Source organism: Sutcliffiella sp. NPDC057660, assembly GCF_042800035.1.
Lineage (GTDB): Bacteria > Bacillota > Bacilli > Bacillales > Bacillaceae_I > Sutcliffiella_A.
Genome location: NZ_JBHVHV010000041.1, coordinates 1 through 1,774 on the forward strand (window position 1 = coordinate 1; position 1,774 = coordinate 1,774).

The 1,774-nt window shown below is 39.2% G+C and carries 1 protein-coding gene; it reads right to left on the reverse strand.

Annotated features, from left to right (window positions below):
• Positions 1-381 precede the first annotated feature (381 nt).
• Entirely contained in the window at positions 382-1,659 is a 1,278-nt protein-coding gene (locus ACFVAD_RS24200; protein ID WP_386646455.1) for an IS110 family RNA-guided transposase, read from the reverse strand.
• Between the last annotated feature and the right edge of the window lie 115 nt (positions 1,660-1,774).

Genomic DNA, 1,774 nt, shown 5'->3' on the forward strand with positions numbered 1-1,774 from the left:
CCTCCCTCTATAAATGTAGCTATATCAACGTTTTTAAGAGTTTTTCCTTTTTAAAAATATTTTTAAAAGAATATGATTAACCTTTTGTATGGGGCAATCATACAGATTTTCATAACTATGGGAATGCAAGGATACGCTTCGCTAAAGTCAATTGGTACAGATTGACAACCATTCTTATGTGATGCACGATGGATCCCTGCGAAACTTATGATGACGTACCCTCCCATGTCTCTTGGCGTCAAGCGCGTACATTCCTTCGTTCGGTCTTTTCATAAGGCAGAGGCTGGCTGTGCTCCTCGGGGGACTCATTGGTCTTATGGCTCGTTTGTTGCCGGCTTCTCCGTGTCATCCTAATGTCGAGAAAAACTAGAATTAATTAGCTTAAGCTGCCTCTTGGAGACAAGAGAGATCGTTCATCATACTGTTAGGATTAAAATACATTTTCTTCTTACCTAATGCGTGCAGTATCTTGAGTAACTTTCCACATAGTACAACCATTGCTTCTTTTTTTCTTAGAGGATTAATCCTCCTAGTGGTGTAGTATTCATACAGTGATTTAAATGCTGAATTATGTTGTATAAGGGGAAGGATCACCCGAAAAAGAATAGCTCTCAGCTTTTTCCTTCCCCGTTTAGAAATCTTTTTTTGTCCTTTATGTTGGCCAGATGAGTTTTCACGTAATGTGAGTCCCGCTAGTTTAATAAGTTGGCGTGGGTGTTCGTAATGCGTGAAAGAACCGATTTCTGACAATAGTTCTACTACTGTATCTGCCCCAATCCCAGGTACAGATAGGATGTACTCATATTCCGTTAGCTGGGATGCTAGTTCACATAATTTTTGGGAAAGATCTTCAAGTTGTTGAGAGAGTAGATTAAACTGAGACATTAATGTGGCAATCTCATAACGTGCCATCTGTAAACCCTCTGTTAACCCTACGGAACCTTCGGCTATATTGGATAACTTTTTCACCTTATCTCCCGGTACACATTTAAGGTAATCGACAGAACGATATAACTCTATCAATTGTTGAATGTCCTTTCCTTGAATATCCGTTGGTAATGGTGACTTTTCTAATACTGCACAGGCTGTCTTCCCTAGCTTCTTGAAGACGAAATGGAACTCTGGGAAAAAGCGATCAATCCAACGAATGATGCGGTTTTTCAGCGCTGAAAGGTCTTCTTGTATCTTGGACCTTAGAGTCGCTCCATTTCGTAGTTCTGCCTCGATACCTTCTATGATTCGAGGATAGCTGAATCTCCCGTCACGGACCAATTGAGCAATGACACGCGCATCTTTTTTATCATTCTTGGTCTGTAGATTGTCATCTAGCTCTTTCGTTCTGTTTACATGTAATGGGTTAACCATGACAAACCGAATGCCTAGATTCACTAAATAAGAGGCTAGATTCATCCAGTAGTGACCTGTAGGTTCAAAACCAATGATTACTTCTGATTTTTGATACTTCTCTTGTAAAGAAACGATTGTGCTATATAGGTAATCAAAAGCCTGACGTGTATTCATAAAAGCAAAGGATTTATGAAGCACACGCCCTCGATCATCAATAGCACATGCATAATGTTTATTCTTTGCGATATCAATTCCAATGACTAATGTGTTTTCTGACACTTGATTAATTTTGTGATTCATATTACGATTCATGTTAGTCCTCCTATGTGGTAATGAGTTTCGATTTGGTCGTTGATACTCATGCATCATATAGGAGGGCTATTTATTTTTCAAGTACCTCAAAAGATAGAAAACAGGAATGCTCCTC

Excerpts from the sequence above, each read along its gene's own strand:
- ACFVAD_RS24200 (WP_386646455.1), bottom strand. The coding sequence starts at position 1,659 with ATGAATCGTAATATGAATCACAAAATTAATCAAGTGTCAGAAAACACA.